Origin of the sequence: Leeia speluncae, assembly GCF_020564625.1 — a bacterium.
Classification (GTDB): Bacteria; Pseudomonadota; Gammaproteobacteria; order Burkholderiales; family Leeiaceae; genus Leeia; species Leeia speluncae.
The window spans coordinates 28,701-55,171 of the sequence record NZ_JAJBZT010000014.1 but is presented as its reverse complement, the minus strand read 5'-3'; the positions used below and the strand labels follow the sequence as shown (position 1 = coordinate 55,171).

Here is a 26,471-nt window from a genome sequence, read left to right as displayed (position 1 = left end):
CTAAGGTAACGCGTCATCATCAAGCACTCACACTTATCGGTTGTTCGTTTGTTAAAGAGCGGTTGCAACTAACTTTAAACTTTCGTAAACTCAGCTGTTTTTCGCTTCGTTTCGTCGTCTGCGTCAGCAGCAGAGAGGCGAACTATACGCACCAGACCAAACAATGTCAACACCTTCCCTACACCTTTCTTTACAGACACCACCATCAAAACACATCAACCCTTTGATTCCAAAAGAAAATATTACATAAATATTTTTTGAAACTTTTAGACCAGATCTTATCTTTCTTCGACACCACTAAATAAAACTAACCTTTAATACCTAAAAATCTCTCTACAAAAGTCGGAAATGGACCTTAATCAGGTAAATAACTTCCACATGCAGCATTCAAAACACCTAAAGGCAAAAAATGAAAAAGGGTTGTCTTTTCAGACAACCCTTTTTCTTTGGAAGCAACTATATATTAATGAGCAAAAGGATGTCTCATCACAATTGTTTCTTCACGATCCGGCCCTGTTGAGATCAAGTCAACTGGCGCACCACACACTTCAGCAATACGCTTTAGATAGGCTTGAGCATTTACAGGCAGTTGATCAAATGCTTTAACACCCACCGTAGTCTCAGACCAACCTGGCATGGTTTCGAAAATTGGCTGGCACCCTTCTACCAATTCTGCACCATATGGAAGAATGTCATACTTGATGCCATTTACTTCATAGCCAGTACAAAGATTAATGGTTTCCATGCCATCCATCACGTCAAGCTTAGTTACACACAAACCGGTGACACCGTTCAATTGAATTGAACGCTTTAATGCAGCGGCATCAAACCATCCGCAGCGGCGTGGGCGACCTGTTGTTGCTCCGAACTCGTTACCGCGCTTTGCAAGGAATGCGCCTGTATCGTCAAACAATTCGGTTGGGAATGGACCAGAACCTACACGTGTTGTATAAGCTTTTGTGATGCCTAAAACGTACTGAAGCATTTGCGGCCCAACACCAGCGCCTGGCGCGGCTGCACCTGCAATACAGTTTGAAGAGGTCACAAAAGGATAGGTTCCATGATCTACGTCTAGCAACGAACCTTGAGCACCCTCAAATAGAATTGATTTACCAGCTTGCGACAGGTCATACAACTCGCGAGATACATCTGCAACCATCGGACGGATACGCTCAGCAAATGCCAATGTTTCATCCAGCACTTGTTGATAATCAACTGTATCTACCTTGTAGTAGTTTGCTAACGCGAAGTTATGGTACTCCAATACTTCTTTTAACTTAGCAGCAAAACGTTCTGGATAGAACAAATCCTGCAAACGAATTGCACGACGCGCTACTTTATCCTCATACGCAGGACCAATACCGCGGCCAGTAGTACCAATTTTTGCCTCGCCTTTTGCTGCTTCACGTGCCTGATCTACAGCTACGTGGTAAGGCAAAATTAGTGGACAAGCTTCTGAAATTCTAAGACGTGAAGAAACAGCAATACCAGCAGCTTCCAACTTAGTGATTTCATCAAGTAATGCTTTTGGAGAAAGAACAACCCCATTACCAATGTAGCACGCAACACCCTCACGCAAGATTCCACTTGGAATCAAGTGTAAGACAGTTTTTTGACCACCAATAACCAATGTATGACCAGCGTTATGCCCGCCTTGGAAACGAACAACACCTTGTGAATGGTCTGTTAACCAATCAACAATCTTGCCTTTACCTTCATCACCCCATTGGGTACCAATTACTACGACATTGCGTGCCATTTGTATTCCTCGAAATACATCATCTAAAACAATTAAATAAAAGCCAAACTTACTGTTAATGGATTTTATTTAGCAAAAAACATTCAGCAATTACAACTAGGAATACTATTTTGATACAACTTCCCAGCCATTTACTGACTTAACAATCTTTCGATCCCAGGCTAGTTCATCTGAACTGCCGCCTGAAATATCTACTCGCACGATTTCTCCACTTTCACGGAGTTTTGCAATCAGTTCGCGAAGCTCAGGTTCCTGAGAATCAGGCGCCAAAATCGACATTTTACCAGAAGGAGTACTCAACCCCCTAAGGATATCTCTTAAATCAATACTAAAACCCGTTGCTGCACGAGCCCGGCCAAACTGCTGACCAATATTGTCATACCGCCCCCCTCTAGCCACAGGGTTTGACCATCCCTTAGCAAAAGCAGTAAATACAAGGCCATTATGATAAAAACCGGTTCTTAGCTCGCCGAGTTCTACAGAACATCGAACCCCAATTGTCGCTAAGTGAACACACACACGCTCAATCGTCTCTAATGCATCTTGTATGGCAGGAACAGTTGGCAGTTTTAATCTCGCAGTTGCGAGTACAGATTCAGCTTCACCAAATAAACTAGGTAAGGCGAGTACAGCCACCTTTAACGACTCTTCCCAATTAATAGTGAGTTCGGCAATAGACGGAAGATCTTTTGTTTGCAATGCAGTAAAGAGTTGGTCAACTATTTGGGGTGATGCTTTAGCCAACTCGCAAATTGTACGAAAAATTCCTACATGCCCAATATCAACATTCATCTCACTAATGCCAGCAACCTTTAATGCTGAAGACATCAATTCAATGATTTCAATATCTGCCGTAAGATTTTTCGAACCATAAATTTCTGCACCTACTTGCAATGGTTCGCGGGTTGAAAAGTGTCCTGCCGGCAAGGTATGAACAACATGACCAGCATAACAAAGTCTGGTTACATCCATCCTATTGAGTAAGTGAGCATCTATGCGGGCAACTTGAGGCGTCATATCAGCTCTGAGCCCAAGTTGCCTACCTGTGATCTGATCCACTAGCTTAAAGGTTTTCAGATTTAGATCATCACCCTCAATGCCCGTTAGCGACTCAATGTATTCCACATGAGGAGGAATAACTAGCTCATATCCATATGATTTAAAAAGGGATAGTAACTTTGCTCTTACATCTTCCACCTGCCAAGCCGCCTCAGGTAGAACATCTTCAATATACTCAGGAAGTAACCAGCGATTATTCATTTCACACCAATTTTTACTTTGCAGGCTTCAGTGCACCTGAAGGATTTTTCAAATATTTAAAGAAATCAGATGAAGGGTCTAACACAATAACATCTGACTTATTCTTAAAGGAGTTTTGATAAGCTTCCATACTTTTATAGAAACTATAAAACTCTGGGTTTTTAGAAAATGCTGAAGCATAGATTTTTGCAGCTTTGGCATCCCCTTCACCTTTAACTTCTTGTGCCTTTTTATAGGCTTCAGCAATGATTACCTCACGCTGGCGATCAGCATCCGCTTTGATTCTTTCAGCTTCTGCAGCACCTTCAGAGCGCAATTCATTTGCAACTCGTTTTCGTTCTGCGTTCATACGCTCATAAACTGCAGTACTAATATTTTGCGGAAAGTCTACACGCTTTAGGCGAACGTCCAACACCTCAACCCCTAGTTTAGGAGACTCCATGTTTACCTTTTTGCGCACTTCACTCATGATGCTGTCTCGTTTTCCGGTAATCACCTCATAGACCGTGACATTACCGATTTCATCTCGCAACCCACTATTCACGATTTGACGAATTCGCATCTCGGCAACTTGATTATCACCACCTGTAGATTTATAGAATTGCACCACATCAGAGACACGCCATTTGATAAAGCTATCTACTAAGACATTTTTCTTTTCTTTAGTATTAAATGGGTCCGGCGCTTCAGCATCAATAGTCTGCACTCGCTTCTCGAAGAGTTTTACAGATTGTGTTAGTGGTACTTTAAACTGAATGCCAGGTTCTTTTACAACACGGACAATCTCACCAAACTGAAACACCATCGCATACTGAGCTTGATTAACAGTGAAAAGACTCACATTTACCAAAAAGAGTGCCAACAATAGAACGACTGCAGTTGAAATTAGCTTTTGCATAATTATCTCCCCTCTCTTACTGCTGAATCAGGGGTATCTTTAGTTACCGTCATTGACGAAGAGGGAACATTTGAAGTTGACCCCGAAACGCTCGGAGATTTTGCAACACCTAGGTTTTCTTGTTGTAGTAGTTTATCTAAAGGTAAGTACAATAAATTATTACCATTTTTTTGATCAACCAATACCTTACTAGATGAAGTCAAGACCTTCTGCATCGTATCTAAATACATGCGTTGGCGAGTAACCGCCGGGGCTTCAGAATAAGCCTCTAGCACTTGAGAAAAACGACTTGCCTCACCTTCAGCATTTGCAATGACGCTTTGGCGGTAGCCTTCTGATTCTGCCTCTAGACGAGAAGCTAAACCTTTAGCCTTAGGAACCTTGTCGTTGAAATATGCTTCACCCTCACTCTTTGACTTATCCTTATCTTGTACAGCACGAGTAGCATCATCAAATGAAGCTTGAACAGCCTCAGGAGGTTGAACTTGATTAATACTTACTTGGGTAACACGTACACCTGAACCGTACTTATCTAAAATGGATTGGATAGTTGTTTTAACATCGACTGCAATTTTTCCACGACCCTCATTCAAAACCGCATCAATTTTATTTCTACCGACAACTTCTCTTATAGCAGCCTCACCTGCCTGCTTAACAACATCTTGGGCATCAGCCATCGTAAAGACATTATTAAACAAGTATGCTTTTGGATCAGTTATGTCATATTGAATGGCTAGTTGAACATCAACAATGTTCTGATCTTCAGTAACCATCAATGCTTCTTCAGGGATTTTATTCTTAGAATTGTCACGATACCCGATTTCAACACTACGAACTTGGGTCAAGTTAATTACATAGACATCTTCAAAAGGATAAGGGAGATGCCAATTTAGACCTTCCGATGTGACCTCACTAAATTTACCGAATCGAAGTACTACACCTCGCTCTTTGGCATCGACAATATAAAAACCAGTTGCAGCCCAAATTAAAAGCAGCACGATTAATGCAATGCCAACCACCCCACCAATACCAGAAGGCTGGCTCGTTGGACCGCCATTAGACGGGGCCTTTTTCCCAAAAAGAGAATAAATTTTTTCATTTAATTGACGAAAGATATCATCAAGATCAGGTGGGCCACCATTCTTATTACCTTTACCCCACTGAGAATCGCTCATGTAAAAACACCTATGTTTCTAGAATGTAAGATCTATGCTTGTTCGTCCAAAGGACTCCAGTCACTACCCACTGACTCTTTTGCCGTAGCAACTATTGTTCCAGTCGTCGCTTGATCTCGTAAAATTGCTCTTAAAAGATCAAATCCGTCACCAGTTAACGAACTCACCCGAACCCCGTGAATTTTACCATATTCATCAGTTTCAACCCCATGCTCCAAACCGGGCTTAAGGTCGATTTTATTCCATACAATCACCTGAGGAATTTGATCTGCTTCGATTTCTTTTAATACTTTATTCACTTCAATGATATGTTGATCACGAAGTGGATGACTAGCATCAACAACATGCAGCAATAAATCTGCATGAATTGTCTCTTCCAATGTCGCACGAAAGGCCGCGACTAAACTATGCGGTAATTGGCGTATAAACCCTACAGTGTCAGACAACACCATATTCTCGCCTTCCGCCAAAAATACTTTTCGACTCGTGGTATCTAAAGTTGCGAATAGTTGATTCGCCGCGTAGGCCTGCGCTTTAGTCATTCGGTTAAACAGCGTAGATTTACCAGCGTTCGTGTAACCAACAATAGAAACAGAAAACACTTTACCCTTATGTCTTGCCCCTCTTTGCACATGGCGCTGCATTTTTGCTTTGGCTAAACGATCTTTTAAAAGTTTTACGCGCTTTCCAATTAATCGCCTATCCGTCTCTAGCTGTGTTTCACCTGGTCCACGCAGGCCAATCCCACCTTTTTGTCTTTCTAGATGTGTCCAACCTCTGACAAGCCTGGTCATTAAATGTTCCAACTGCGCTAACTCTACTTGTAACTTACCCTCATGGCTCTGAGCACGTTGGGCGAATATATCTAGAATAAGACTAGTTCGATCAATTACCCTACATTCGAGACGCTTTTCCAAGTTACGCTCTTGGGCTGGGGATAATTGATGATTAAAGATAACCAAATTGGCATCAACCGACTTTAGACAATAGCCAACCTCATCCACTTTTCCCGTCCCAGCAAAATACGCAGGATCGGGTCTATCTCGCTTTCCTGTCACCTCAGCGACAACAGAAAGCCCTGCACTTCTAGCTAACTCTTTCAGTTCAGCTAAAGACTCTAGAAAATCAATATCACCAAAATCAATTGCCACAAGGACAACAGAGTTGCCTATTTCCGGACGATCAAACACTTAGCTAATTTCTCGACAATGTGGGGAACAAAGAAATACCCAAGCTCCTTTACAGGTGCTTGGGTAACTAAAACAAGGAGGGGTGATTAGCCTTCAGAAGGCTGATCGAATGGAATCGAAACAGAACGAGCTGGAACTACAGTAGAAATGGCGTGCTTATACACCATCTGCGTCACAGTATTTCTCAATAGCACCACATATTGGTCAAATGACTCAATTTGGCCTTGAAGTTTAATTCCGTTCACTAAGTAGATAGAAACAGGTACGTGTTCTTTTCTAAGAATATTTAGAAACGGGTCTTGTAAAATTTGCCCTTTGCCACTCATGTTTTGACTCCATGTCAATGTTCTGATTTAAATTATACCGATCATCGGCTTACATTTTTAAATGTAATCTATCTGACCGAAAATACAAAGATTAATTCACTTCAATTAGATAAATTAGGCTGAATAACCACAATTTATCAATTCAATTTTGTTATCTCTTTTTAGTTCTCGATTGCACTTTCACTTTTGATTCAGGCTTTGGTTTTCTTCTTGCGCCTGGTTGGCTTGAAGTTCGACCTGGAATCACAGGATCTTTTGGTGCAAACGGATTGTCATTACGTTTATATTGTACGCTTAATGGCGTGCCTTCGAGCTGGAACATTTTGACAAATGTATGCTCTAGGTATCTCCAATAACTGTCTGGAATATGCTCCAGCGAAGTACCATGCACAACGACAACAGGTGGATTACTTCCCCCTTGGTGAGCATAACGTAGCTTTGGTCTAAACATCCCCGCTCGTGGAGGCTGTTGCTTCTCTACAGCCAATTGAAGCGCCCTGATTAATTTAGGTGTCGCTAGTTTCGCCATTGCAGAAGAGTAGGCCTTGTCAATAGAAGCAAATAATCCGCCAACACCATTACCTTGCAATGCTGAAATAAAGTGTAACTTAGCAAATGCCAAGAAACTTAACTTTCTTTCCAATTCATATTTAATTCTTGTACGCTGATCTTCTGGTAAGTTATCCCATTTGTTAACAGCAATGACAAGGGCACGACCACACTCCAAGATAAACCCAGCAAGTGAGGCATCCTGATCAGAAATTTCTTGGCGTGCATCTAAAACCAAAACAGCAACGTTTGCATCCTCTACCGCTTGCAACGTTTTAATAACCGAGAACTTCTCTATTGCCTCAGTCACTTTGCCTTTTTTACGAACGCCAGCAGTATCAATAATTGTATATGGCTTGCCTTCTCGCTCAAAATCGATATAGATACTATCTCTAGTTGTTCCAGGCGCATCAAATGCAATGACACGTTCTTCACCTAAAATTCTGTTCACTAATGTTGATTTTCCAACATTAGGGCGTCCAATGATCGCAATTTTAGGGTGATCGGGGTCTTCTTCTGCTGATGCCTCAGGAAAGTCACCCAGCACAACATCAATCAACTCACGTAACCCATCCCCATGCGCTGCAGAAATGGCCATCGGATCGCCAAGTCCAAGCTCATAAAACTCGGCTGTGACCACTGAACGCGCCATACCTTCGGCTTTATTCACTGCCAACCAAACTTTTCGGCCTGTTTTACGTAGTTGATCGGCAATTTGCTTATCTTGTGGGGTAAGACCCTGACGCGCATCAACAATAAATAAAATCACATCGGCTTCGTCTACTGCTTGTAACGTCTGCCTAGCCATTTCATGCATAATGCCATCTTTGACGACCGGCTCAAAACCTCCAGTATCAACGACTAGATAAGACTTATTGCCAACTTTACCGTTGCCATAATGCCTATCACGAGTTAAACCAGGCAAATCAGCAACCAAGGCATCTCGTGTTTTTGTTAAACGATTAAATAATGTTGACTTCCCGACATTAGGGCGACCAACTAAAACTAAAGTAGGCTTCATTCTTTTGTTTGGTAACCCTTAACGGATACCCAATCCATATACATTTCCATTCACCGTTTGAACAATGAATGTTTCATCTTTCACCAAAGGCTGTGCAACTACCGCACTGCCATCTAATTGTTGTCTACCAATAATTTGGCCATTATCTCTAGATAATACGTGTAAGTACCCTTCTGAATCAGCTACGGATACATATCTACCAAGCACGGCAGGTCCACTCACGTCACGATACTTTAGCTTGTCATTCTTCCAAACGCTTGCGCCAGAGTCTTTATCATAAGCATACACAACACCACTTGTATCAGTTACATAAAGATTTTTAAAATCTAAAGCAACACCTTTTTCACTTCCAACATCTCGGGACCATTTTAACTGCCCAGACTTTGCTTCGTAACACGCCACTTTTCCTTGATAGGCAACTGCACATACAGAATCAGCATTCACAGCAGGCGTGCTAGTAATATCGGACATACGCTCTAAATCGGTGGCCCCTCTAGGCTGAGCAATTATACTTTCCCATAACACTGTGCCCTTGCTTAATTCGATAGCCACCAAACGACCACCAGCAGTACCTACAAAAGCCACTGAGTCTATCACGGCAGCTGGAGCAAAATTTCTTAATAACAAGGCAGGCTGGGTTCGTGGCACCATCCATTTTTTGTTACCAGAAAATAAGTCAAAACCGACAAAACTTCCATCACCCGTACGCACAAATACCGTGTTTGCTGCGATCGTTGGTGCAGCTAGCACTTGCGAGCCAACATCTGCCTTCCAAACCAGCTTACCATCTTCATCATAAGTCAATAAGGATCCTTGGGTAGTAACAACGGCGATACGACCTTGCCCAGCACCAACACCAGATGACAATTGTTGACCTGTTGCAATTGAAAAACTGCTACCAAGTTGCTTGATTTGCCCATCTGAACCGGTTGCAAAAACTTTGCTAGCACTAATTGCGGGTGTAAATGAATATACACCGTTGGCACCAACACTAGTTTGCATAACTGTTTTAACTTCAGCCTGGGCCACAAAGTCTGTCAAAGGACTAGGTGGGTTTGCTCGTTCACCAGATGTCCATGAAGAACATCCTGACAAAGTTACCAATGCAGCTGCCACTATTACCAAACTAGCGCGTAAACGCATTACAAGCCTCCTAAGGAGTCGATTTTCATCTCAACGACTGATCTCAATGGATCAGCCTGATCCAATTGCTCTAAAGCCAAGCGAAACGATGTTTTTGCACCTGCTTTGTCATTTTTAGCAAGTAGCACATCACCTTTTTGAAAGCTGACCAATCCTTTCAGGCCATCTGTAGTTATTGCATTTAAATTTGATAATGCCTCATCAAATTTCTTTTGGTCTAATTTTAGTGAAGCTAGTCTCAAACGAGCTACATCTTGAATAGGTAGCTCTTTGCTATTTTGGATAAGCCATTGTAGATCTGTTGTTGCATCATTCAATTTTCCAGCCTCAATTTCAGCAGAAGAAATAATTAATACTCCTCTACCGGCATATGCAGACTCTGAATAATTGGTCAACAACGCATTTTTGTGCTGCTGAGCTTTAGCTAGATTTTTCTGTTGTACCGATTGCTGCAACGACTCAAACTCTACAGCAGCTTTAGCTGATTGTTCATTTTTCCAATACTTCCAGCCTTTGTAGCCAGCCAATCCAACCAAGGTAATAGTAACAATACTAACAACAAATTTTTTATTGTCTTGCCACCATGCCTTTAATGCATCTATTTGTTCTTGTTCTTGCAGATCATACACAGCCATTTTTAAGTCCTTACTTATTTTTGAGGCTTGTCAACTTAACGCCCTTGCCTACTAAACAATAGCTTTAGTTAATTCTTCAATTGTAAGCAATTGCTGAGTTGACTCTTCTCGCAATGCTTTTAGCGCGACTTTAGATTCAGCAGCTTCATTATCGCCAATAATGACAGCAAATCTAGCGCCCGACTGATCTGCTTTTTTCATTTGAGATTTAAAGCTTGACTCACCCATGTGCTGTTGAACACTAAACCCTTTTGCCCTAAGCGCCGCTGAAACGTTCCATGCAAAGCTACTTGCCTGCTCGCCCTGATGAACCAGATATACATCTAATTTTCGAATTGGCATCTGAACAGACTGAGCTTCCAACAATAATAGCAGTCGCTCAACTCCCATACCAAAACCACAAGCTGGCGCAGGCTTGCCACCTAACTGGGCAATTAGACCATCATAACGGCCACCGCCACAAACAGTACCTTGAGAACCAAGTTCGTTGGTCACCCATTCAAATACTGTTAAATTGTAATAATCTAAACCTCGCACAAGACGCGGGTTAATATTGTAAGAAATATCACTCGCAGCTAACAGTGATTGAAGACGTTCGAAATGCTTTAACCCAGCTTCATTTATGTAATCAATTAACTGAGGCGCTGCATTTACCATTTCCTGCATTGCAGGATTTTTAGTATCCAAAATCCGCAAAGGGTTTGTATGCAAACGTCGTTTAGCATCATCATCTAATAATTCTGAGTGCTTTTCAAAATAGGCAATCAAGCTATTTCGATGAGCTGCGCGGCTATCGACATCCCCTAGCGTATTGATTTCCAGAGATAAGCCCGTGAGACCTAATTTTCTCCATAACTCCGAAAGCATCACCAGTTGCTCTGCATCCACATCTGGACCAGCCAAACCCAATGCTTCAGCACCAAATTGATGGAACTGACGATAACGTCCTTTTTGTGGGCGTTCATGTCTAAACATTGGGCCGCTATACCATACCTTTTGCGGACCATCATATAACAAATTATGCTCCATCACTGCACGTAGGCAAGAAGCGGTCCCTTCTGGACGCAAGGTCAAGCTATCGCCATTAAGACGATCTGTGAAGGTATACATCTCCTTCTCGACAATATCAGTAACCTCTCCAATTGAACGAACAAATAGATCTGTCTGCTCAACAATTGGCATCCTAATGTTTCTATATCCATATGAAAATAAAACATCACGAACAGTATTTTCGAAAGCTTCCCAGCGGCCACTCTCACCTGGGAGGATGTCATTCATACCTTTAATTGCTTGTATATTTTTTGCCATTTCTTTTGAACATTTCTCAATATAAGAAATAGATTGTCATTTTTTCTATTTACTAATTGTTTTCAACAAAACTGCTTTAGACATTGATGATTGGAATCACTTTTGATTTTTCAGTACGTTTCTTACCACCTTCAATGTAGTTTTTCTCAACATACTCTTGGACCAAGACTTGAAACTCTTCTGCAACCAAGTCACCTTTCAAGGTAACTGTCTTTTCGCCGTCCACATACACAGGACATACAGGTACCTCACCCGTTCCTGGTAATGAAATACCAATATCCGCAAGACGTGACTCACCAGGACCGTTAACCACACACCCCATCACAGCAACTTTCATATCTTCAACGCCCGGATATTGCAAACGCCACACAGGCATTTGCGCTCTTAGAAACGTTTGAATTTTTTCAGCCAACTCTTGAAAGACTGTACTTGTTGTCCGTCCACATCCAGGACAAGCAGTCACTAACGGGGTGAAGGAACGAATACCCATTGTTTGCAGTATTTCTTGAGCAACAACTACCTCTTTTGTTCTGTCACCACCAGGCTCCGGGGTCAAGGAAATCCTGATTGTGTCACCAATACCTTCTTGTAATAGCACACTTAACGCAGCAGTTGATGCCACAATACCTTTACTACCCATGCCTGCTTCAGTCAAACCAAGATGTAATGGATAGGAACAGCGCGCAGATAAATCTCGATAGACGTTAATCAGGTCTTGAACATGACTAACCTTACAGGACAAAATAATTTTGTCAGGAGACAAACCAAGCTCAACCGCTTTTTGGGCTGATTCTAATGCAGAAACAATAAGTGCCTCTTTCATTACCGCATCAGGAGGCAATGGATTAGGCTGGTTTGCATTTTCATCCATCAAACGCCCAGCTAACGATTGATCTAGGCTGCCCCAATTCACGCCAATTCGGACTGGCTTATCGTAATCAATCGCACATTGGATCATAAAAGCAAATTGTTCGTCTTTCTTGCTTCCTTTGCCCACATTTCCTGGGTTGATGCGGTATTTATCCAATGCCTTGGCACATTCAGGATAATCTCTTAATAAGCGATGCCCATTAAAATGAAAGTCTCCAACAAGAGGGACATGAACCCCTTGCGCCAATAACTGCTTTTTAATCTCAGGTACGGCAGCAGCTGCTTCAGCAGAGTTAACAGTAAGGCGAACAATTTCAGACCCAGCAACCGCTAATTCAGTAATTTGTTTTACTGTGCCTGCAATGTCAGCGGTATCGGTATTCGTCATTGACTGAATAACAACGGGATACTCCCCTCCAACAACCACATTGCCAACTTTTACTTGATGGGTATTTCTTCTGGGCAACATTTTTATGTTCTTAAATAGATAATATTAAAAAATATTAGTTAAGCGTAAACTTAGCGACCTCACCTTTTATATAAGGCGCTAGATCAATAGGCTGCTCACCAAACTTAATCACAACATGCGAGGCTTTGCCAATTTTTAGATTTAACGGCTTTGAAGCAGGAACTTCAATAGGCGATCCAGGAGTGACAATTTGAGAGACTAATTTTTTACCAGCATTATCTCTAATTTCAACCCAAGCAGCTTGATCGCTGGAAACCGAAAGTTTTCCATTTTGCACACTTGATTGCACCAGTGGCGTAGATAACATAGTTTTAGGCTCACTCGCAGGCTGAGCAACAGTGAGAGGCATTGATGTGGATGAAGCAATAGAATCAGATTGTGAAGCACTGTCCTCATTGACAACAACCGGGATAGAGCTATCAACGGGCGCAACCGTTTTGGACGAAAATGCTTTTAGGAGATTCGTTTCCTTATAAACAAATACCCCACCACCTATTAGCACAGAAAGTACGATCACCCCAAAGAACCAACGGGAGTAATGACGTGAACTCTCAAACTTTTCTTGAGTATAAGGTAGCGCAATGACAGGAGAAACATCTGCAGGCAAAACGGTTTTTAATCGTTGATTCAACTGCTCTAAATCAACGTTTAAGAATTTGCCATAGTTCTTAACGATCCCTTGTAAATATACTCGACTAGAAAAGTCTTCATATCGATCTTCTTCTAATGCTTTTAATTGCGAGACTGAAAAACGTAGTGACTGACTTACCTCTTCGATACTATAACCTGCAGCTGTTCTCGCTTCTTTTAAATATTGACCTAGCGAGCTTTCACCACTAGATGTCGAACCATCTAGCACATCCATATCACTCATCCTCAACTCCTCGTTGGTACATACCAGCTTCTCTAGAGTTAGGATACAAACGCAACAATCTGGTTGCAGCAGCTTGCAATGCATCTTGCTTATCTAGTTTGCGATACACCTTTACCGCCAACCAGTAAATCAACGGAGAGTCAACATTCATTTCAGACAGTTTTTGTAAATACTCTGCAGAAGCAGCATAATCTTTTGCTTTATAACGCATATCCGCCAAGCCATAAATTGGCTCAGCCATATCTGGATTTCTACGATTTGCACGTAAATAGTATGTTTCAGCAGTCGCAAAATCACCCATTTTCTTCGCGCATTCAGCAGCATAAGTGTATGGAATTTCAGGGGTTTTATACAAAGGATCTCGCACCGCGATCATAAAATGATCAAATGATGCAGCAGGTGTCTTTTTGCATAAAAACCAACCATAGTTGGTATTGTAAGCGGCATTATTTGGATCCATTTTTAATGCCAGCTTGAAATTCTGTTCAGCCAAATCATCTTCGGCCAACTCTGCATAGACCATACCCAAAGAATTGTAGCCAATAGGTAAATCAGGCCTCGCTTGTTGCGAAATACGAGCCTCGTCTAATGCCTCTTTGTTTTTACCTACACCCAAATAAAATGCGGACAATTTTGCATGCACATCCGCTCTTTGAGCTTCAACCTGCTTTGAATCTTCAGCTGAAACAGCCAATGAAAATAAAGATAGTAATAACGAACTATATTTTAGCAGCTTGAACATCATAGGTTGCTTTATTCCTTATCAGTCAACTGTTGCCACTTAATTTGGCGCTGTGTTTTATCTTTGACTTGACCTGCTAATTGACCGCATGCAGCATCAATATCATCACCACGAGTTTTACGTACAGTTACCACATAGCCCGCATCAACCAAAATCTGTCTAAAACGTTTGATTTGATTTGGATTTGACCGATTGTAACCCGAATTTGGAAACGGATTAAAAGGGATCAAATTAAACTTACAGGGCGTCTCTTTCACTAATGCAATTAACTCTCTCGCATTTTGGTCTGAATCATTGATGCCATCAAGCATTACATATTCAAATGTCACAAAATCACGAGGCGCTTTCTCCAAGTAACGATTGCATGCCGCCATTAACTCTTTAAGCGGGTACTTTTGGTTAATTGGGACAATGACATCGCGAATTTTATCATTCGGCGCATGCAGGCTAACCGCTAAAGCAACGGGACAGTCTTCTTTTAGGCGATCCATTGCTGGAACTAAGCCAGATGTAGATAGCGTAACACGTCTTCTAGATAGTCCATATCCAAAGTCATCTAACATCAAGCGCATAGCACTAACGACATTATCATAATTAGCCAATGGTTCGCCCATCCCCATCATGACAACGTTTGAAATAATTCGTTCCCCTTTAGGATCTTTTCCTAGGGATTTATTTGCCCACCAAACTTGACCAATTATTTCTGCCACAGTCAAATTACGGTTAAAGCCCTGACGACCAGTAGAGCAAAAAGTACATTCCAGAGCACACCCGACCTGTGAAGATACACACAAAGTACCCCGATCATCCTCAGGGATAAACACGGTCTCGATTGCGCCGGCCTCACCAACATTTAATGCCCACTTCCGAGTACCATCTTCAGACTTTTGTTCTGCAACTAGTACAGGTGGCGCAATGTGAGTTGACGTTGCTAGTTTTTGCCTTGTCACCTTGGCTATATCAGTCATTGCATCAAAATCTGATTCACCATATTGATGCATCCAACGCATAAGCTGTTTGGCTCGGAATGGTTTTTCACCAATCGATACCAAATATTCAGTCAACCCAGCCAAGTCAAAATCTAACAAATTCACCATACCCACCTCACCAAAAAGGCCAGCAAAAGCTGGCCTATTATGGTACAACCTATTACAACTCACCAATCAAAACAATAAATAATTGCTTTGAAATTAACGTGAGTATACTTCTGCCTGTGGGAAGAAGTATGCGATTTCTACTGCTGCTGTTTCTGGTGCATCAGAACCATGAACAGCATTTGCATCGATGCTATCTGCGAAGTCAGCACGGATAGTACCTGGTTCAGCTTTCTTAGGATCAGTCGCGCCCATCAGTTCGCGATTTTTAGCGATTGCGCCTTCGCCTTCTAGTGCCTGAATCATTACAGGACCAGAGATCATGAAGTTAACCAAGTCATTGAAGAATGGACGAGCAGCATGTACTGCGTAGAAACCTTCTGCCTCTGCACGAGACAGGTGTTTCATTTTAGAGGCAACCACCTTCAAGCCTGCTTTTTCGAAACGGCTGTAGATTTCGCCGATTACATTTTTAGCAACTGCATCAGGTTTGATGATAGAAAGTGTACGTTCGATTGCCATGCTTAATATTCTCCAGCTAAATTTTCGTAATTAACCATTTAAATTTGGTCTAATCTAGCATTATAACAGATGTAATAATTCTAGAATAGAAGTGAACTAAGCGCCGTGCACCTGGATTCTTTGCCCGCGCACATCTTTGCTATCGGCTCCTAACAAATATAAGTATGTCGGAACTACACTAGCAACAGTTGGTAAGCGCTCTCTATCTTCCCCTGGATGTGTTCGTCCACGAAACGGTGAGTTAATTGGGCCAGGAACCACTATGTTTACGCGTAAATTATCGAATCTCTCCCATTCTTGCGCCCATCCCAAAGCTGCGTGCTCTGCAGCTAGGCGTGTAGAAGAATTACCAGTCCAGTATGCCTGCGGCGCAGCCGTGTGAGATTCACTCGTTAAAATGATAGAGGCATTGTCTGCATTTTTAAGCAATGGTAAAAATGCTTTGGTTAATGCAAAAGGAGCAACAGTATTCACTCTTAATCGCTTCACATAGTTATCTACCGAATCCATTTCCATAGGACTCAGCTGATCATCAAGTGCGGCACAGTGCACTATGCCATCTAAACGTTTCAATTGTCTTTCAACCACTGATGCGGCATGATTAAATTCATGCTCTCCGGCAACCGACAAATCCATTGGCATAATCGCTGGTTCAGCGCCACCTGCTGCCAAAATTCTGTCATAAACCTTCTCTAACCACTTCACTCTTCTAGCTAGTAAAATAACGGTAGCACCCAAGGCCGCTGCAGATTCAGCAACCGCAGCGCCTACTCCCGTACTTGCACCCGTTACCAAGATTACTTTGTCTTTCAGTAAATCTTTCGGCGCTTCATAATTTGTCATCAATTCAATCACTCCAAAGCTTTGTCTTATTTAATTTTAATTTCAGTTAACGCAGCCGACAAACTACGTTAATAAATATTTATGCATTAACTGTGCAGCTTGCTCACCACTTTGGCATGCAGATTCAAGCGTTGCAGGATACAAAGGATGCAAATAATCCCCAGCCACATAAAAAGAGTTGGTTAAACTCACGACATTAGAAGTTGATTGCACTTTGTGTACATCGCAACTGATTGTCGCCCTTTTTTCTCTAACCGTTTTAATCCAAAGTGGATGCTGCTTTGGAAAAAAGTACTGAGTGATTTCAGATTGTACTTTGGCCTGTAACACCTCATCAGGGAGCTGATCAACAGTATCTCCAGTACTAACAACCACCGCAATTAAACCTGCTTGATTTGTAATTTGTCCACGATCAAACGCCCATTGCCCCAATGCGTTTTCAGTACAACCATGAATACCTACCATCGCAATTGGTAAACGACAATCAGATGGGTATTGTAGATATACAGTGGTTATAGACTCATATGTCAGCTGGTTGAGATAGCTTCTATACTCATCGAGCGATTGGTTGTTTTCTAGCTGAATATCAATATATTTCATTTGATAAGGTGCAATTGCTAACACAATGCCATCGAATTCAGAACGCCCTTGGGCATCATCAACGACAAACTTCTTCGCACTTTCATAAATCGCTTTCACTCTTCGAGACGTCAGTATGCGCCCATTTTGTTCGGCGATTGTATTCGCCATGCGATCAGGAAGCAAAGCCGTCAGATCAACACTTGGTAAAATCAGAGCTTCCTTTAAAGGTGCCTTGATCAGGCCATCCCTTAAAACATGATAAAAGACTTGAGCATCTGCTTTGAAGATCGGTGTATTTAATGCGGCCACACATAGAGGCTCCCAAAAATACCGAATGATTTTTGCTGGCTGTGTGCTTACCCATGCTGCAACAGTTAAACCAGATTTTGGCTTTTTACCAAACTGTAGCCCCATCAAAAAAGATAGAAACTTCAATTTTTCTGGAAATGTAATTCCTTTCGCTCGGCAAATGCCAACCAAAGGGGATAATGGACCAAAATTAGGTTTAATGGTTAGCCGAAACCGATTCCACATCCACCAATCTAAAGTTAATTTGTGTAAGTGCGGTGGGTTTGAATCAACAGCATCGTACAACTTTAAAAGCGAATGATATGCACCAGAAAGGATATGCTGTCCATTATCTAAGACTTGCTGGTTGATTACAGCTCGCCGTGCCCGGCCACCTAAGATTCGAGCCGACTCATACACAGTCACTTGATAACCAAAATTAGATAAATGGTATGCAGCCGTCAGGCCTGCGTAACCCGCCCCTACGACTGCAATGTGCTTCTTCATTTCGAATAACCAAACACCCAAGTCTTTAAAGCTAAGTATATTTTTCGGCCTGCAGGCAGCGAAAGGTGTTGATTTAATACCTTAGATGGGCCATCTAACACAATTTCTTCTAGAGTCGCTCTATAAATTGCAGCCATGATTAAGCCAGTCTTTTGTGACGAGGCATCTTCCTTTGGTAATTGAGCTAAAGCAAGATCATAATATTTCCTTGCTCTTTCTATTTGATACTGCATTAACTGCTCAAATCTATCTGACTCTTGATATCGCAACAGTTCTGCAGCAGGAACATCAAATTTTTGCAACTCTTCAACAGGCAAATAAAGACGCCCTCTCCTAGCATCTTCCCCAACATCACGAATAATATTAGTTAACTGAAACGCAATACCTAGTTCATGCGCATACTTCAGAGTCGCATCATTTTTATAGCCAAAAATTCGAGCGGATAGCGTGCCAACAACACCAGCGACACGATGACAATAAATTAATAAATCTTCAAAGCGATTATATCGAGCTTGATGAAGATCCATCTCCATACCATCGATGATTTCAAATAATTCAGACGGTGGGAGTGAGTAATTTTTTACCGCCATCATTAATGCTTTAGTGACTGGATGCTGAGGATTGCCACTCACCGCTTCTGCCAATTCAGTACGCCACCACGACAATTTCATTGAGGCCACTTTTTCATCGGCAATTTCATCCACCACATCATCAACTTCCCGACAGAAAGCATATAAAGCCAACATTGCTTCTTGCTTCGCTTTAGGCAGTAAACGCATTGCTAAATAGAAGCTAGAACCACTTTTAGCTGCTTTATCTTTACAGTACTCTGCAGGTGTCACCCTAAAATTCCTTAGTAGAAATCATTTACGATTTAAATAGCCGAGGAAATACTCCTCGCGAGACAATATATAACCAATCTTGAAGTTTAAGGGTAGGACGACGGTTATAAACATCACCATCGACTTCCCAAATTTTCTTTAAAATCCGCTCACCACCCAAAACAATCATCCGCACTTCTAACCCAAATCGCCCACTCAATCTGATTCCTAATGGAGAACCGGCCTCCAGCATCTTTTGGGTTCGCTCTACTTCAAACTGAATCAAATTTTTCCAACGATAATCTAGTACTTGATTTTCAATTTGCTGCTTACTTACGCCAAATCGAACCAAATCTTCATTTGGAATGTAAACCCTGTTCTTCTGCCAATCTATCGCAATATCTTGCCAAAAGTTAATTAACTGTAGCGCACTGCATATGCCATCACTCATCGCCAAATTTGTAGGCGTTGCCTCACCAAAAAGATACAACATCAATCGACCTACAGGGTTTGCAGACCTTCTACAGTACTGAATTAATTCACCAAAAGTGTCGTACTCTTTCTTTACCACATCTTGTTTAAACGCCGAGAGTAAATCTTGAAACAAAGAGACTGGTAAACCAAACTCTTTAATAACTTTACCTAACTCAATAAATAATGGGTCGTTGCTAGCCAGATTTTGTTCAATTTTGTCTAACTCTTCAGAATAGTTATTTAGCCATGCCAATCTTGTTTCGTTATCATGATCCCCTTCATCAGCAAAATCATCTGCAGATCTCGCAAAATGATAAATCACCTCAACAGGTCGCCTTAACTTCTTTGGCAACACAATTGAAGCAACAGGAAAGTTTTCGTAATGATCAACAGGCATCTTTAGCACATTCGAAAAATCTAAAACCAAACAAGCCTAGATAAAATTTTAACTAGCTGAATTGAGAATCAAAACATCATTTGGATCGACATAAAAAAAGCCACAATGAATGTGGCTTTTTTAAAGTTGGCGTCCCCGACAGGAATCGAACCTGTATCTAGGCCTTAGGAGGGCCTCGTTCTATCCATTGAACTACGAGAACGAACCATTTAACCGCCAAGAGTATATCACACAGCAATTTTGGATGTGATTTAGAACTTTAAACTCAAGTGAATCTCTTAATTTTTTAGGCTAAATTTCACCAATTGATTGTCTAATCGCCTCAAGTGAAGCAACAGGATCAACGGATTTAGTAATTGGTCTGCCAATGACTAAATAATCTGAACCATTCTTCACCGCCAATTCAGGTGTCATGATTCTGGATTGGTCATCCGTACTTGCATCAGCAGGTCTAATTCCTGGTGTAACAGTTAAAAATTCAGAGCCATTCATTGATTTAATCATGCCCGCTTCTAATGCAGAACATACAACACCATCAAACCCTGATGATTTCGTCAGAGATGCTAAGCGAGAAACCATCTCTTCAGGAGAGTAGTTGAGACCAATTTCAGTTAAATCAGCAGCTTCCATACTGGTTAACACAGTCACCGCAATTAATTTGGGACGCTGATTTAGATTGGACACACGCTCACAGACGGTTTCCATCATTCTTCGTCCACCTAGCGCATGAACGTTGACCATCCATACACCTAAATCGGCTGCTACTTTTACAGCTTGTGCAACTGTGTTTGGAATATCATGGAACTTCAAATCCAAGAAAATTTCAAAACCATTGCTTTGCAATTTTTCGACGAACTGCGGACCTTCTTTGGTAAAAAGCTCTTTCCCAACTTTTAAACGACAGCTCTCAGGAGAGATTTGATTGACGAATGCCAACGCTTCATCCTGACCGGGATAATCAAGAGCAACTACTATTCGCTTATCAACCATTCTTAGACACAATCCATTTTGTAAGACTTAATAATTAAAACCAAACTATTGGGCTTATTGATAACGTTTAGGACTATATGACTCCCAAGAGCCACAACCAGGGCAGTGCCAAAAATACTGCCTTGCTTTAAACCCACAAGCGTGGCAACTATAAAAGTGTTCTTTATCTGCTTGTTTCTTAATTAATTGTCTAACCTGTTCAATATCCGCCCGCTTATCTACAGGAACAATTTGTAACTGAATAAACAAAAACTTATCCAATGCTGCCATAGTTGGATTTCGGCGAAGTTCATCTTTTAGTAAAAGATATGCTTCATCTAAATTCGATTTATCAAGTAAGGCATCTACCAGAGGCAGGAGTAACTCTAGAGAAGGATGAGACTCATACAAGCCTTTCAGTAGTGCAATTCCCTCTTGAGGTTTATCTAAACCCTCAAATGCTCTGAGTATTTTGTCCGCAACTAACGATAGGTAATCTGCATTTTGGCTTTCTAGTTTCAGCCAAATGTTAATCGCTTCTTGTGTACTACCTCGAAGCAAAGCTAGTTCACCTTGCATAATCGTCGCACGCGTACATTGACGATGAACGACAAGAGCCTCTACTAAATTTTTCTCAGCTTCTATATAGTCTAAAGAGGAGATTGCACGATGAGCGATCTCGCAATGATATTCTGCTACTTCCGCTTGCCAAGCATGGCTAGTACCTTCTAGTTGCTTAGCCATCGCAATGGCTTTTTCCCAATCTCTTTGCTGCTGATAAATACCTAACAGTGCTTCTTTGCCTGTATTCGCACGGTCTGTATTTAACAATTGAGAAAACGATTCTTCTGCGCGATCAAACAGTCCAGCTTTCAGAAAATCAGTTCCTAATGCCTCCAAAGCATCAGACTTAACAGATGCCGGCAAATTAGAACGATTAACGATGGATTGGTGTAATGAAATCGCTTTATCAATTTCACCTTTACGGCGATACAAGCTACCCAATGCAAAATGAAGTTCAACATTATCAGGATGATTATGAGCAACCGAAACTAGCTCTGAAAGCGCTTTTTCATGGCGCTCAGAAAGCAATAGGTTTAAGGCTCCAAAGTAAGACTGTGGAACCCTTTTTGCCTCTTTCAAAAGCTGCTTTAAATCAATACGAGCAGCGAGCCAACCCAAACCAAAAAAAACAGGTAGCGCAAGCAACCAAAGAAAATTAAATTCCAATTAAAAACCTACTAAAATATTAAATTGATGGATCAAGAGAACCATCAACCACCCCATCAATCGGAGGGTTAAGTTCAGTATTTACAACTGATTTATGGCGAAGTTCTTTTTTAAGCTGCAGAAGCTCTTTGCGAACTCGCATTACAAAAATAAAACTGGCCAGCAACCCTAATAGTGCACCAATAACAAAGAAGAGGAGCAATAGCACAATTAAGGGGGTTCGCCATGAATACCCAAGAAAAAACTGCAAATCGACCGGTTGTGTATTATGCATAGCAAAACCGAACAACAGGAGAAACACAATTATTTTTACTGCCCATAAGAGATACTGCATTGCTCGGCACCTTTTTTGATCGACGGAGAATTAGATAGCTAAACTATCCAAACCACGAGCTAAATCCCGCTTCAAGTCATCAACAGACTCAAGCCCAACAGACACTCTTAGCAACCCTTCAACCACACCAGCAACTTCTCTCGCCTCTGGAGAGATACGGAAATGCGTTGTGCTTGCAGGATGTGTAATTGTGGACTTTGCATCCCCCAAATTACCCGTAATTGAAATTAATTGCGTAGCGTCAATCACCTTCCAGGCAGATTCTCGACCGCCTTTGACGATAAATGACAGGACACCACCGCCAAATTTTTGTTGCCTTGCGGCTAATTCAAACTGAGGATGTGAAGCGAGCCCAGGGTGAAAAACCCGACTGACAGCTGGATGGCTCTCTAACCATGTCGCAAGCTCAAGAGCTGACTGGCAATGTCGTTCCATTCTTAATGGCAACGTCTCAAGTGACTTAAACAATGTCCAAGCATTGAAGGCCGATAGCGTTGGACCTGCTGTTCTTAAAAACAAGAAGACTTGTTGCATCAACTCATTAGAGCCCAATACAGCGCCACCTAACACACGCCCCTGACCATCGATATATTTTGTTGCTGAATGGACAACCATATCGGCACCAAGCGAAATCGGCTTTTGCAATATGGGTGTTGCAAAGCAGTTGTCCACTGCGAGTAGAACACCTTTTGATTTGGCAACAGCAGACACGGCAGAAATATCGCCTAACTCAAGCAAAGGGTTAGAAGGTGTTTCCATAAAAAACAACTTCGTATTTTCATTGCATGCATCGCCCCAAGCTTCTGCATTATTCAAAGGAACGTACGATGTTGAAATGCCAAATCGAGTCAGAATATTGTTAAATAAGCCGATCGTTGATCCAAATAGACTTTGCGATGCGACGATATGATCTCCCGCCTTCAAGGTTGCCATGCATACCGCTAAAATGGCTGACATACCACTAGCTGTTGCAACACATCGTTCAGCCCCTTCTAACGCAGCAAGTCGCTCTTCGAACATCGAAACAGAAGGATTAGTAAAACGAGAGTAAGTATATCCAGGCTCGGCTTCGCTAAATCTGGCAGCCGCTTCAGCTGCTGATTGAAACACATAGCTTGATGTCAAAAACATCGCTTCACTATGTTCACCAAATTGGCTTCTATAAGTACCGGTTCGCACCGAACGGGTTTCATCATCCCAATCTTGATAGTAACTGCCAGATTCAACTGCCACGATTATTCCTCGTATCTCAATGCTTGCTCAGCAACGCCAAGATTCATATCTAAACTTCTGGTTTGCCCATCATCACCATTATCAGACTTACCATCTGAACGTTTTTCTTCAATAGAAGTTAGATATTCTTCAGTGATATCGCCGGTTGTGTACACACCATCAAAACATGATGCATCAAAAGAAGTATTAGCTGGATTAGCCGCAATGACCGCTTGTTTCAACGCATCAAGATCTTGATAAATCACCGCATCAGCACCAATCTCTGCTGCAATTTCTGCATCCGTACGGCCGTTTGCCAATAGCTCATGACGGCTTGGCATATCGATACCATAGACATAAGGAAAACGAACAGGAGGCGCAGCAGAAGCGAAGAATACTTTATTAGCCCCCGCCTCACGAGCCATCATCACAATTTCATGACTAGTTGTACCACGAACGATAGAGTCATCAACTAATAAAACGTTTTTACCCTTGAATTCGACACCAATCGCATTTAGCTTCTGGCGAACTGACTTTTTGCGCATGGCTTGGCCAGGCATAATGAATGTACGTCCGATATAACGGTTTTTAATAAAACCATCACGGTAAGGCAGATTTAGATGATTGGCTAGTTGAAGTGCACTAGGGCGGCTGGTATCGGGAATTGGAATTACCACGTCAATTCGCTCATCCCCCAACACTTGCTTCACTTTTTTACCAAGCCCTTCCCCCATCAATAGACGTGCTTCATGAACAGAAGCACCATCAATAACTGAGTCTGGACGTGCCAAGTATACGTATTCGAAAATACATGTATTTAAACTTGGATTCACTGCGCACTGTTTGCTATGGAAAGTACCATCAGACTCAATAAATAGCGCCTCGCCAGGAGCGATATCACGCTCCAATTTAAAGCCTAATGAGTCTAGCGCAACAGATTCTGATGCAACTAGGTATTCTTTGCCTTTTGCTGACTCTGCAATACCAAATACCAATGGACGGATACCGTATGGATCACGGAAAGCCACCAAACCATATCCCGCAATCATTGCAACCACTGCATATGCACCTCGGCAGCGGCGATGAACGCCAGCAATTGCGCCAAAAACCGCTTCTGCATTGATTTTGTTGTCTTTAGTGAGGCGTTGCAATTCGTGAGCAAACACATTGAGCAACACTTCAGAATCAGAGTTGGTATTAATATGACGCAGATCCAATTGATACATTTCTTTTTTCAATTGATCTGCATTTGTTAAGTTTCCATTGTGTGCGAGCACAATACCAAATGGAGAGTTAACGTAGAAAGGCTGAGATTCAGCAACAGAAGATGAACCAGCTGTTGGGTAACGAACGTGCGCAATACCACTAGATCCGATAAGTGAGCGCATATTGCGTGTTCTAAATACATCACGCACAAGACCATTGCCCTTGTGCATATGAAATGAATTTCCGTTTGCTGTCACGATACCTGCTGCATCTTGACCACGATGTTGCAGGATCAGCAAACCATCATAAAGCAGTTGGTTAACAGGTTGTTGACCAATTACACCCAAAATACCACACATGATTCATTCTCTTTTAAAGAATTGGAAAACTATCAAGAAGCTGTTCGCTTCGAGAGTACATATATACTTATTTTAATACTTAACTAAGGCGCCTAGCTGCTGTGGTAAATACGGTTTGACTTCCACGGCAACGGCTTCCATTGGTGATGAAATAGCAGACTCTTTCCAAAATGCTGTTTGAGGAATTTTCGTTAGACCCGCCATAATTGTTAGTACAGTTAGTACAAACAAACCTCTGGCTAGTCCAAATAAAACCCCAAACACTCGATCTAAAGTTGTTAGGCCAGTTTGCTTCACAAACTCGCCCACTGCGATCGTTATTAAGGACATTAATAACCAGCCTGCCAATAACACCAATAAAAATGCGGTTAAAAACTTTAGCGCGATACCTGGAATATCATCAGGTAGCCATTCCACAACATCTAAATAAAAAGTTTGAGCTAAAAAATACGCAAAAAACCAAGTTAGGAGAGACAATGTTTCTTTAATGAAACCTCTCATCACCCCTAATAGCACCGAGATGCTGACAACAGCAATCGCTAGATAATCCAAGCTTGTCATAGTCAATAAAACCTTAAAAAGATTTATTGATTAACAATGATCAAAGCTGGCAATCCTGCTGCTTCCGCTTTTTTCTTGACAAATTCAGCCTCTTCGCGCGAATTGTAAGGCCCTGCCCTAACCTTGCTAAATTCACCCTTATCAGTATGAACAGTAACTACAAACGCTTTAATTCCATGTCCAGACAGTTTTTGTAGCAACTCTTTAGCTTTAGAACCATCATTTAAAGCTGCAAATTGAACAGCAAATGGCTTTTTAGGTTTTTCTGATTTTGACGCACTATTTTCTACGTTAGATGTAGGCTTAGTGGATTGCAACGCTGCTAGCGCATCCTGCTTTTCTTTATTTGCTTTAGCTAATTCAATTTGCTGCTTTTTCTTTTCTTCCGCTACTTTTTGTTCAGCAGCTTGTTTTTTTGCCTCTTCAAGCTGTGACTGCTTTTTCTGCGCTTCTGCTAGTCCAGCATTCTCCGCGGCTTTATCAACTGGTGGTGGTGTGACAGCAGTTGTATCTTGCGGCACAGCAGCAACTGTAGATTGAACAGGCGTTTCAGACGCGGTAACGACAGAGGTTTCATCTATTGCAGTTGCTTCACTGGCGCCTTGTTCTGCAGTTGCAAGAGCAGGTAAGTTAGATGAATTTTGATCAGGAATTTCAATCTTTACATCTTGATTGACCGCTTTTGGCTGATTATCTAGCACCATTGGCAATACGATTACCATGACCAATACAAGTGCGATAGCACCAACTAGGCGACGTCGAGCACGCTTCTTAATTTGTTGCTGCTCTTCATTTAAGCTCTGGATCTTGGAAACCTTATCATTCATCTTTGTGTTCTTATCTGATTTAGTTG

General features: G+C 41.8%; 26 protein-coding genes and 1 tRNA gene. All 27 read right to left on the bottom strand.

Annotated features, from left to right (window positions below; all coding sequences use genetic code 11):
- Positions 1 to 463: 463 nt before the first annotated feature.
- The 27 genes from LIN78_RS17185 to LIN78_RS17055 all read right to left on the bottom strand — a co-directional run bounded on the left by LIN78_RS17185 (position 464) and on the right by LIN78_RS17055 (position 26,445).
- Positions 464 to 1,759 carry an adenylosuccinate synthase gene (locus LIN78_RS17185; RefSeq protein ID WP_227182115.1) on the bottom strand — a complete coding sequence of 432 codons (1,296 nt, stop codon included), beginning with the start codon at positions 1,757 to 1,759 and terminating at the stop codon, positions 464 to 466.
- A 105-nt stretch (positions 1,760 to 1,864) separates the two neighbouring features.
- Positions 1,865 to 3,019, bottom strand: coding sequence for an ATP phosphoribosyltransferase regulatory subunit (locus LIN78_RS17180; RefSeq protein WP_227182114.1), 1,155 nt, complete (start codon positions 3,017 to 3,019; stop codon positions 1,865 to 1,867).
- 13 nt (positions 3,020 to 3,032) lie between these two features.
- Positions 3,033 to 3,917 (bottom strand): protease modulator HflC, encoded by an 885-nt coding sequence (hflC, locus tag LIN78_RS17175; RefSeq protein ID WP_227182113.1) that lies wholly within the window; start codon positions 3,915 to 3,917, stop codon positions 3,033 to 3,035.
- A gap of 2 nt (positions 3,918 to 3,919) precedes the next feature.
- Positions 3,920 to 5,092, bottom strand: coding sequence for an FtsH protease activity modulator HflK (gene hflK / locus LIN78_RS17170; RefSeq protein WP_227182112.1), 1,173 nt, complete (start codon positions 5,090 to 5,092; stop codon positions 3,920 to 3,922).
- A 32-nt stretch (positions 5,093 to 5,124) separates the two neighbouring features.
- Positions 5,125 to 6,282 carry a GTPase HflX gene (gene hflX / locus LIN78_RS17165; RefSeq protein WP_227182111.1) on the bottom strand — a complete coding sequence of 386 codons (1,158 nt, stop codon included), beginning with the start codon at positions 6,280 to 6,282 and terminating at the stop codon, positions 5,125 to 5,127.
- An 86-nt stretch (positions 6,283 to 6,368) separates the two neighbouring features.
- Positions 6,369 to 6,608, bottom strand: a complete 240-nt coding sequence (gene hfq / locus LIN78_RS17160; protein ID WP_227182110.1) for an RNA chaperone Hfq — start codon at positions 6,606 to 6,608, stop codon at positions 6,369 to 6,371.
- Positions 6,609 to 6,759: 151 nt separating this feature from the next.
- The gene (der, locus tag LIN78_RS17155; RefSeq protein WP_227182109.1) at positions 6,760 to 8,178 is read right to left on the bottom strand and encodes a ribosome biogenesis GTPase Der; all 1,419 of its coding nucleotides are present in this window, start codon (positions 8,176 to 8,178) and stop codon (positions 6,760 to 6,762) included.
- Between the two features lie 18 nt (positions 8,179 to 8,196).
- Positions 8,197 to 9,321, bottom strand: a complete 1,125-nt coding sequence (gene bamB / locus LIN78_RS17150; RefSeq protein WP_227182108.1) for an outer membrane protein assembly factor BamB — start codon at positions 9,319 to 9,321, stop codon at positions 8,197 to 8,199.
- Positions 9,321 to 9,956 carry a YfgM family protein gene (locus tag LIN78_RS17145; protein WP_227182107.1) on the bottom strand — a complete coding sequence of 212 codons (636 nt, stop codon included), beginning with the start codon at positions 9,954 to 9,956 and terminating at the stop codon, positions 9,321 to 9,323. The genes bamB and LIN78_RS17145 overlap by 1 nt, the downstream gene beginning before the upstream one ends.
- Before the next feature lie 51 nt (positions 9,957 to 10,007).
- Positions 10,008 to 11,264, bottom strand: a complete 1,257-nt coding sequence (gene hisS, locus LIN78_RS17140) for a histidine--tRNA ligase (protein WP_227182106.1) — start codon at positions 11,262 to 11,264, stop codon at positions 10,008 to 10,010.
- A gap of 76 nt (positions 11,265 to 11,340) precedes the next feature.
- Positions 11,341 to 12,603: a flavodoxin-dependent (E)-4-hydroxy-3-methylbut-2-enyl-diphosphate synthase gene (ispG, locus tag LIN78_RS17135; RefSeq protein ID WP_227182105.1), complete on the bottom strand. Its 1,263-nt coding sequence runs from the start codon at positions 12,601 to 12,603 to the stop codon at positions 11,341 to 11,343.
- A gap of 34 nt (positions 12,604 to 12,637) precedes the next feature.
- Complete coding sequence (locus LIN78_RS17130) at positions 12,638 to 13,477, bottom strand: helix-turn-helix domain-containing protein (RefSeq protein WP_227182104.1); 840 nt, start codon at positions 13,475 to 13,477, stop codon at positions 12,638 to 12,640.
- Positions 13,470 to 14,222: a tetratricopeptide repeat protein gene (locus LIN78_RS17125; RefSeq protein ID WP_227182103.1), complete on the bottom strand. Its 753-nt coding sequence runs from the start codon at positions 14,220 to 14,222 to the stop codon at positions 13,470 to 13,472. Before LIN78_RS17125 ends, LIN78_RS17130 begins: the two co-directional genes overlap by 8 nt.
- A gap of 8 nt (positions 14,223 to 14,230) precedes the next feature.
- The gene (gene rlmN / locus LIN78_RS17120; protein WP_227182102.1) at positions 14,231 to 15,316 is read right to left on the bottom strand and encodes a dual-specificity RNA methyltransferase RlmN; all 1,086 of its coding nucleotides are present in this window, start codon (positions 15,314 to 15,316) and stop codon (positions 14,231 to 14,233) included.
- Between the two features lie 93 nt (positions 15,317 to 15,409).
- Positions 15,410 to 15,835 carry a nucleoside-diphosphate kinase gene (gene ndk, locus LIN78_RS17115; protein ID WP_227182101.1) on the bottom strand — a complete coding sequence of 142 codons (426 nt, stop codon included), beginning with the start codon at positions 15,833 to 15,835 and terminating at the stop codon, positions 15,410 to 15,412.
- Positions 15,836 to 15,931: 96 nt separating this feature from the next.
- Positions 15,932 to 16,678 carry an SDR family NAD(P)-dependent oxidoreductase gene (locus LIN78_RS17110; protein ID WP_227182100.1) on the bottom strand — a complete coding sequence of 249 codons (747 nt, stop codon included), beginning with the start codon at positions 16,676 to 16,678 and terminating at the stop codon, positions 15,932 to 15,934.
- A gap of 63 nt (positions 16,679 to 16,741) precedes the next feature.
- Positions 16,742 to 18,055 (bottom strand): hydroxysqualene dehydroxylase HpnE, encoded by a 1,314-nt coding sequence (gene hpnE, locus LIN78_RS17105; protein WP_227182099.1) that lies wholly within the window; start codon positions 18,053 to 18,055, stop codon positions 16,742 to 16,744.
- A complete protein-coding gene (gene hpnD, locus LIN78_RS17100; RefSeq protein ID WP_227182098.1) occupies positions 18,052 to 18,897 on the bottom strand; it encodes a presqualene diphosphate synthase HpnD in 846 nt (281 codons plus the stop codon). The genes hpnE and hpnD overlap by 4 nt, the downstream gene beginning before the upstream one ends.
- 25 nt (positions 18,898 to 18,922) lie before the next feature.
- Positions 18,923 to 19,747, bottom strand: a complete 825-nt coding sequence (gene hpnC, locus LIN78_RS17095) for a squalene synthase HpnC (protein ID WP_227182097.1) — start codon at positions 19,745 to 19,747, stop codon at positions 18,923 to 18,925.
- Positions 19,748 to 19,874: 127 nt separating this feature from the next.
- Positions 19,875 to 19,949 (bottom strand) — tRNA-Arg (locus tag LIN78_RS17090).
- Positions 19,950 to 20,038: 89 nt separating this feature from the next.
- Positions 20,039 to 20,737 carry an orotidine-5'-phosphate decarboxylase gene (gene pyrF / locus LIN78_RS17085; protein ID WP_227182096.1) on the bottom strand — a complete coding sequence of 233 codons (699 nt, stop codon included), beginning with the start codon at positions 20,735 to 20,737 and terminating at the stop codon, positions 20,039 to 20,041.
- Between the two features lie 54 nt (positions 20,738 to 20,791).
- Positions 20,792 to 21,946, bottom strand: coding sequence for a lipopolysaccharide assembly protein LapB (gene lapB / locus LIN78_RS17080; RefSeq protein ID WP_227182095.1), 1,155 nt, complete (start codon positions 21,944 to 21,946; stop codon positions 20,792 to 20,794).
- 19 nt (positions 21,947 to 21,965) lie between these two features.
- Complete coding sequence (locus tag LIN78_RS17075; protein WP_227182094.1) at positions 21,966 to 22,280, bottom strand: LapA family protein; 315 nt, start codon at positions 22,278 to 22,280, stop codon at positions 21,966 to 21,968.
- Between the two features lie 30 nt (positions 22,281 to 22,310).
- Complete coding sequence (locus LIN78_RS17070; protein WP_227182093.1) at positions 22,311 to 23,513, bottom strand: O-succinylhomoserine sulfhydrylase; 1,203 nt, start codon at positions 23,511 to 23,513, stop codon at positions 22,311 to 22,313.
- Between the two features lie 2 nt (positions 23,514 to 23,515).
- On the bottom strand, positions 23,516 to 25,057 hold the full coding sequence (gene purF / locus LIN78_RS17065; protein ID WP_227182092.1) for an amidophosphoribosyltransferase: 1,542 nt from the start codon (positions 25,055 to 25,057) through the stop codon (positions 23,516 to 23,518).
- Between the two features lie 72 nt (positions 25,058 to 25,129).
- Positions 25,130 to 25,618: a CvpA family protein gene (locus LIN78_RS17060; protein ID WP_227182091.1), complete on the bottom strand. Its 489-nt coding sequence runs from the start codon at positions 25,616 to 25,618 to the stop codon at positions 25,130 to 25,132.
- 23 nt (positions 25,619 to 25,641) lie between these two features.
- Entirely contained in the window at positions 25,642 to 26,445 is an 804-nt protein-coding gene (locus LIN78_RS17055; RefSeq protein ID WP_227182090.1) for an SPOR domain-containing protein, read from the bottom strand.
- Between the last annotated feature and the right edge of the window lie 26 nt (positions 26,446 to 26,471).

What these genes read in the sequence shown, in the direction of transcription:
- ndk (WP_227182101.1), bottom strand. Translation starts at nt 15,835, where the DNA reads ATGGCAATCGAACGTACACTTTCTATCATCAAACCTGATGCAGTTGCT.
- hisS (WP_227182106.1), bottom strand. Translation starts at nt 11,264, where the DNA reads ATGGCAAAAAATATACAAGCAATTAAAGGTATGAATGACATCCTCCCA.
- LIN78_RS17130 (WP_227182104.1), bottom strand. Translation starts at nt 13,477, where the DNA reads ATGAGTGATATGGATGTGCTAGATGGTTCGACATCTAGTGGTGAAAGC.
- ispG (WP_227182105.1), bottom strand. Translation starts at nt 12,603, where the DNA reads ATGTTGCCCAGAAGAAATACCCATCAAGTAAAAGTTGGCAATGTGGTT.
- hfq (WP_227182110.1), bottom strand. Translation starts at nt 6,608, where the DNA reads ATGAGTGGCAAAGGGCAAATTTTACAAGACCCGTTTCTAAATATTCTT.
- hpnC (WP_227182097.1), bottom strand. Translation starts at nt 19,747, where the DNA reads ATGCCTGTTGATCATTACGAAAACTTTCCTGTTGCTTCAATTGTGTTG.
- pyrF (WP_227182096.1), bottom strand. Translation starts at nt 20,737, where the DNA reads ATGGTTGATAAGCGAATAGTAGTTGCTCTTGATTATCCCGGTCAGGAT.
- hpnE (WP_227182099.1), bottom strand. Translation starts at nt 18,055, where the DNA reads ATGAAGAAGCACATTGCAGTCGTAGGGGCGGGTTACGCAGGCCTGACG.
- LIN78_RS17055 (WP_227182090.1), bottom strand. Translation starts at nt 26,445, where the DNA reads ATGAATGATAAGGTTTCCAAGATCCAGAGCTTAAATGAAGAGCAGCAA.
- LIN78_RS17110 (WP_227182100.1), bottom strand. Translation starts at nt 16,678, where the DNA reads ATGACAAATTATGAAGCGCCGAAAGATTTACTGAAAGACAAAGTAATC.
- LIN78_RS17075 (WP_227182094.1), bottom strand. Translation starts at nt 22,280, where the DNA reads ATGCAGTATCTCTTATGGGCAGTAAAAATAATTGTGTTTCTCCTGTTG.
- LIN78_RS17060 (WP_227182091.1), bottom strand. Translation starts at nt 25,618, where the DNA reads ATGACAAGCTTGGATTATCTAGCGATTGCTGTTGTCAGCATCTCGGTG.
- hflC (WP_227182113.1), bottom strand. Translation starts at nt 3,917, where the DNA reads ATGCAAAAGCTAATTTCAACTGCAGTCGTTCTATTGTTGGCACTCTTT.
- LIN78_RS17180 (WP_227182114.1), bottom strand. Translation starts at nt 3,019, where the DNA reads ATGAATAATCGCTGGTTACTTCCTGAGTATATTGAAGATGTTCTACCT.
- LIN78_RS17185 (WP_227182115.1), bottom strand. Translation starts at nt 1,759, where the DNA reads ATGGCACGCAATGTCGTAGTAATTGGTACCCAATGGGGTGATGAAGGT.
- bamB (WP_227182108.1), bottom strand. Translation starts at nt 9,321, where the DNA reads ATGCGTTTACGCGCTAGTTTGGTAATAGTGGCAGCTGCATTGGTAACT.
- purF (WP_227182092.1), bottom strand. Translation starts at nt 25,057, where the DNA reads ATGTGTGGTATTTTGGGTGTAATTGGTCAACAACCTGTTAACCAACTG.
- LIN78_RS17125 (WP_227182103.1), bottom strand. Translation starts at nt 14,222, where the DNA reads ATGATGTTCAAGCTGCTAAAATATAGTTCGTTATTACTATCTTTATTT.
- LIN78_RS17145 (WP_227182107.1), bottom strand. Translation starts at nt 9,956, where the DNA reads ATGGCTGTGTATGATCTGCAAGAACAAGAACAAATAGATGCATTAAAG.
- hflK (WP_227182112.1), bottom strand. Translation starts at nt 5,092, where the DNA reads ATGAGCGATTCTCAGTGGGGTAAAGGTAATAAGAATGGTGGCCCACCT.
- rlmN (WP_227182102.1), bottom strand. Translation starts at nt 15,316, where the DNA reads ATGGTGAATTTGTTAGATTTTGACTTGGCTGGGTTGACTGAATATTTG.
- der (WP_227182109.1), bottom strand. Translation starts at nt 8,178, where the DNA reads ATGAAGCCTACTTTAGTTTTAGTTGGTCGCCCTAATGTCGGGAAGTCA.